Annotated in this window: 4 protein-coding genes; 1 reads left to right on the top strand and 3 read right to left on the bottom strand. The window is 54.0% G+C overall.

The annotated features are described in order from the left end of the window. Nucleotides 1-878: 878 nt before the first annotated feature. From ABOA88_RS23950 to ABOA88_RS23940, 3 genes are all read right to left on the bottom strand, one after another. Nucleotides 879-1,196, bottom strand: a complete 318-nt coding sequence (locus ABOA88_RS23950) for a hypothetical protein (RefSeq protein WP_367852222.1) — start codon at nucleotides 1,194-1,196, stop codon at nucleotides 879-881. Nucleotides 1,197-1,355: 159 nt separating this feature from the next. Then, complete coding sequence (locus ABOA88_RS23945; RefSeq protein ID WP_367852221.1) at nucleotides 1,356-3,077, bottom strand: ATP-binding protein; 1,722 nt, start codon at nucleotides 3,075-3,077, stop codon at nucleotides 1,356-1,358. After that, entirely contained in the window at nucleotides 3,074-4,378 is a 1,305-nt protein-coding gene (locus ABOA88_RS23940) for an SIR2 family protein (RefSeq protein ID WP_367852220.1), read from the bottom strand. Before ABOA88_RS23940 ends, ABOA88_RS23945 begins: the two co-directional genes overlap by 4 nt. Nucleotides 4,379-4,738: 360 nt before the next feature. Between ABOA88_RS23940 and ABOA88_RS23935 the strand changes: the two genes are divergently transcribed. Then, nucleotides 4,739-5,317, top strand: a complete 579-nt coding sequence (locus ABOA88_RS23935; RefSeq protein ID WP_367852219.1) for a hypothetical protein — start codon at nucleotides 4,739-4,741, stop codon at nucleotides 5,315-5,317. The last annotated feature ends 144 nt before the right edge of the window (nucleotides 5,318-5,461 follow it).

Here is a 5,461-nt window from a genome sequence, read left to right as displayed (position 1 = left end):
TCGATGCGCCCATGGCGGAATCGTTCTAAAAATGTGTTTTCACACAGCCTGGACCCATAGCGGACGTTCTTCAAGTTCTAGAGATCCGCGATAGGCGACGACCAAGGCATGAGCGAGTTGGTCAAGGCAGACTTTCAGGGACGACACTGATCTCAGACCAGGCTCACGAAAAAATCAGATAGACCTACAAGCGATCCAGCGACCATCCATGGGCGATGTCTCCGCAATGCTTTGCCGTAAACATAAGGCTCAGTTCTGTAGGGTCGAAAGGCCGATACGCCCAATGCCCAGAAATAGGGCCCCGTGTCACCACGTACTCCAGCCGATATTTCTGAAGAAACTCACAATTGACCGTTGTCGTATTTACATCAAGCCATTCTCCCTGGCGAAGCCCCCACAGCTTGCTGACAAGGCCATCGTCATCTAACACCGCTATGCCGACATCTATAAGATAGAGCCTGTGCAACTTATTTTGAAGTCTAAGGCTTCTGGCCATGAGGCAACCTTTTGTAATAATGGCGGTAAAATATCTGATCGTGACACAAATGAGACGAGTTTCACTGCCGCTTTGGCCGTATCGCCCATCGCGACGCATGAAGGGGTGAAATCGACATCAACACGTTTGTCTTCTACGGCATTGGTTGGGGCTGTTCAAGATCATATTGCGCCCCAGATTCATAGACACCACCATGCATTGGCTCGACGGGCTGATATTGACTGTTAAAGCTGACGCAGGCGACAGGCTGCTTTTGGCCGTTATCTACCCGACAGGCTGCTATGGGTCGTGACCTGTCATCCATACCGACAGCTAACGCCCCAGGCTGTGTGAAGACACACATCTCGCGTGTTTTCACACAGCCTGGACCCAAAGCTGACGTTCAGGAGGGTAAACGCTGTCCTATCGTGAATGGCATATTCAAGGCGCTTGCGATCCCAGCTAGAGTTTTTATGCATTGTTCAGAAACGACGAGCGGTGGTTCGTTAATCATGTAAAGCAAGTGTTCGAACGCTACTCCAGCCTCGTTGTTGTCGACATAGTCCAGAACGATTTCAGCGCCATTCTGCAAACCTGCCTGAGCTAATACATGGCCTTCTGGTACAGGACCGAGCTGTTCGTATGCAATCGACATCTGCGTCGAGATTTCCTCAAGTGCCTCAACGAAAGCGGCCCTCACGTCGTTGTTAAGTGGGCTCATGACAGTCATTACTCAGATTGTGGTGACCTACGTGCCGTGGATCATTCGATTAAGGTCAGACGTTCAGCCAGACCCAGGCGGGGTTGCATGCGTTATTGGCCGACCGTATAGCCATCCTTGTGTCACGCTCTGATCAGGGCATGCCCCATACGCATCAGTTCAGTGCCCCGGTGATCCCCAGCTACTCTGGAAGCTTGGCCCATCCGATATGGGAGGTTGGGTTGGTCGACTGATTTGAATCGTAACCGGGATCGGGAAATCAACACCCACCATCGCTACTTCGCCTTGCTTCAGGTTCGGCAGAAATGCTGCAGCGGAGCGATCAATCTCACCGCAGGCTCGTTCAACGACTTCACGGTCACGGTCGTTCGTGAGCCGGTGGACGAGCAGGGTACCCATCTGACTGAGCACTCCTTCGGTTATGTCACGCGGTCGCTGGGTCGCCAGGCAGATGTTCAGCCCGTATTTTCGACCCTCCTTCGCGATCAGCTCAAAGGCATCCAGATTCTGTAGGTCATCCTCGTTTCCGACGGTTTTGCCCAGGAAATTATGGGCCTCGTCTAGGATGGTGATTAGCGGCCTTGTCCTGAAAACCTCACCCCGGGCTCGCTGCAGTAGAAGTCTGCCGATAACGTTGGCCACAACCTCACGGGCGTTGAACTCGTATCCAATTGAGCTCAAGCAGACCCTGAACAGTTTCTTGTCGCTGCGAATGAAACTGTCCAGTTGATCTACGAAACTGGGAAGGCCTGCAGCGGGACTGAAGACGCAGCCCAGCGACGGCGATTCCATCACGCCGAGAATGCGGGTCATCAGGGATGAGCAGTGTGAGATCTCGTTACTTGCCCCCCCAAAACGCTCTGAGTCGTTGAAAGCGGTCGGGTAGCAACATTCCTGCACCAACTGAGATACCAGCTTGCGAGGGTTAAATGGCGTTGTTGGATTTCCTACAAGGCTTGCATTGTTGCCTCTGTTCATGGCCTCGCGATAGACCTCTTTCGATTGGTCTACTTTCCAGACGATGTGCTTCGGGAACAGATCAGGTGCGAGATGTACGAGTCGGAGGCTTTTGATCGCCTCCCTCAGCTTAGGGCCTTGGGTTTTGCCCGATGGCTGGAAGAGGGCTATGAAGTCGGACTCGGTGAAGCTCGTCGGCGGAATCGCGACTTCTACAGAGCCTCCAGCCAGGTGAAGAGGGCTGCCAAGGTGGCAATGAACCGTGTCATCGCCAACGAGCGATCGGTATTCGCCCGTGGCATCGATCAGCACTACTTTGGCTGAGAAGCGGCGACACTCCTCGATCAGTTTGGATGTCGTCCAGCTCTTGCCACCGCCTGTGGAACCCAGGATTGCGCAGTGCCGTCCGAAAATTTTTTCGGGAGTGACGGCAATAGGAAATCCGCCATCCCCGGCAACGTGACCAAGGTTCAACGCTACCTCAGGTGGCGCACCGTCCACCCCTGTTGACGTCAATAAAGGGATCTGGGAAATAAACTCTCCAGGGGCTGAGTAGACCCGATCTCCAAGCCGTGGGTATGAGCTCACTCCTGCTGTGACTCGCAGTGATTGCGGGTTTACGGAGCCCAATAGGCGTATCAAGCCGATCGCATCGATTTGGCGGCTGCCTGCAAAGTCCTGTGAAATCTCCGAGCGATCCCTGTCAGGCAACGTCACCTCGGTTATGCGCCCGAGCAGCACTGCTTGCTGGCCTTCAATGAGCACGAGCTCGCCGACCTCACCCTTGCCGTAACGGTTGTGACCCAAGTACTGGCCGCTCACATTGCCGGCATGCGCCAGGTTCGTCTTTACCAAGTGGGCGCCTACACTTGAAACCACACCAATTTTGAGATTGCTGGCCAGAATCCCGTCGAGAGTATTCATGCGTTTTGGCTCCCCAGGCGTCTGACGGCATTCGCCAACTGCTCTGCTGGAGAGGCTGTTCTCAGGTGCGGGATGTAGCTGACCAGATCGCTGAACGAGCCACTGACGAAGTGGATATCCAGGCCGCGTTTGGCGAGGTCATGGAATCTGCCCCAATAGTCGCTTGAGCCATGGTGCCCCCGGTTATGCAGGTGTGTGATGCACTGGAAATCGCAGAGTATGAGTTTAAGGCTCGGATTGGATTGGATCGCTGAAAAGATTGGCTCGGAGAGGTGATCATCGTTGAAGCCGAAGCCCGCCACGATGAGGCAGCTGTTGGGCTGACGCAGAAACTCCAGGTAGCGCGACAGGAGCTCTAGGTGAGGCTGCAGGAATGCCTGCTGGTATTTGCCTTTGGCTGGGTAGATGAGGCACGCGTTCGCAGGTGTAGGCGCTGTGTCCTCGTAGATGTCGTTTCCCTCTCTGCTCCAGCTGACCGATCCATGCAACTTCAGTAGCTGGAACACACCTTCGGCGAATTCATGACCTTCCGCCTCTCGCCTGACGATGTCGTAGCTGAAATGCTTTCCATCGAACCGCCGCCTACGGGTATAGGAGAATCCATCAATGGCCATCATCCCGAGGTCAGAGGCTGCTGTCTCGAAGCACATGTCATAGTTTGTGGTGAAGACCTTCAGGCGAGGATCTCGAACTCGTCGTCTCGCCAGCTTTTGCAGCAACTGCCTGTATGCAGAAATGTCGGAGTTCGGGGCCCGCAGGAATGCCGAACATGCATCAAGGATGACTGCTTTGACCTCGCTGACGAACCCTTCAACGGTCGCGTCTTTGTTGAAGGCGAGGTAGGCGTCGCACTGAGAAAGGAAATGTTCGATGTTTGGATTGATGATTTCTTTGTACCGCACCACATCCATCACGCGCGCTGCCGCTTCAGTGGGATCTCCCGAGCCGGGTGTGCACATGGAGCGCTTCCATAGATCCCACATGCTTGGCCCACCTGGTGCACTAAGAGAAGTCCCACTTCCTGCCAAAAAGCCAAGATTGGGAACTTGCAGTGCCGCAGCGAGCATGTCCGACAGCGCTGTGCGGTTGGAAACGATCCTTGCAGGATCAGGTGGTGGTGCGCCCTTGAGGACTATGTAGGCTTCTTCATTCAAAGGCGCCCAATCAGAAGCCCCAGGTGCTAAGTAGGCCTGAAGGCCCTTATGGTTGGCATCAAGCTCCACAGGTTTGTCAGCAGTGGACGGGTGGGCTACGGCATCTTCAGAAGGGGTTGCGGCTGGCGGGGTGTTTTCGTTGGACATCAACACGATCCTTGAAGGTGTGGCGTATCCCGATGGCATGCTATGGGCCAATCGAGTGCGCGCGATGAAATCTGTGGGCAACGCGGTGCTGGCATAATGACATCGGTGCTACGACGCCGGAAGGGCAGTATGTCTCGTCTTTATCAAATCCCTCTTGAGGTCGAGCATTTTCTCCTAACTGGCAACTGGCCTCGACAGCCCTAAACCTCCTACTTGGCATTCTCAGGACGTGGAGGACGTCATAGATCCGCATGCTATAGGTGCGTACATCGCGTACTGTAAAAAGCAAGGTAGACCATGATGGGGCCCGCTTAGCTGAAGTTGAGTCAGGACCTTTCGGATAGGGATTTAGGAGGTGAAATGGCCTGGAAAATCGAGCAGTGGATGCGGGATGTATTCCCTGGTGCAGATAGAATTTACAAAGATTATCGAGGACTGCCGAGACGTGAGCTAGCTATTACTGCCGGCGCGGTTCTCGATCTCGCACTTGTCGAAATTCTATCCATGACGCTGACAGGGCCAGAGCAGGAAATACATTCGTTTCTAGGGATTAACGGCGATGGCCGTGCACCGTGTGGCTCGTTTGGTGCCAGGATCCAGCTCGCGTTGCTCCTGTCGATAATCTCTGAAAGGGATGCCGCCATCCTCAGAGCGATCAAGAATATTCGAAATCAGCTCGCCCATCAGGTCAATGCAGATTTTGACTCTTCATCGGTTCTACCTCTGCTTAATAAGCTCCATGACAATTTTCAAGAGCTAGCGGAGAGCTTGATGGAGTCAGGGAGTCTTTCAAGCGCATCCCGTTCAGCGTATTCAATCAAGCCTTTTTTGGCCATGGAAGCTGAGGCCGGAGCTGGATTGTTGCTTGTCATATTTTGCATCTACCAGGCATACCTGCATCGCATTTATGAACGGTTGTCCGCCGCTAAACAGGGCTAATTTCCTGAATGCGGTAACGTCCGTTACGGGTTGAAGCTGCCGGCCGTACATGGATGCTTTCGCCCCATAGCTGTCCCTAGGGAACGGCCGCTTTGGGTCCAGGCTGTGTGAAAACGCCAGTAAGTACGTCGAGTAGCGAAAGAA

Origin of the sequence: Pseudomonas sp. PKS (genome assembly GCF_051913525.1) — a bacterium.
Taxonomy (GTDB): Bacteria; Pseudomonadota; Gammaproteobacteria; order Pseudomonadales; family Pseudomonadaceae; genus Aquipseudomonas; species Aquipseudomonas guariconensis_D.
Note: the sequence above shows the minus strand (reverse complement) of the source record. Positions and strands in the feature narration are given on the sequence as shown.

Bases quoted from the DNA above. Each gene is read 5' to 3' on its own strand.
- ABOA88_RS23945 (WP_367852221.1), bottom strand. From the start codon at position 3,077: ATGAATACTCTCGACGGGATTCTGGCCAGCAATCTCAAAATTGGTGTG.
- ABOA88_RS23935 (WP_367852219.1), top strand. From the start codon at position 4,739: ATGGCCTGGAAAATCGAGCAGTGGATGCGGGATGTATTCCCTGGTGCA.
- ABOA88_RS23950 (WP_367852222.1), bottom strand. From the start codon at position 1,196: ATGAGCCCACTTAACAACGACGTGAGGGCCGCTTTCGTTGAGGCACTT.
- ABOA88_RS23940 (WP_367852220.1), bottom strand. From the start codon at position 4,378: ATGTCCAACGAAAACACCCCGCCAGCCGCAACCCCTTCTGAAGATGCC.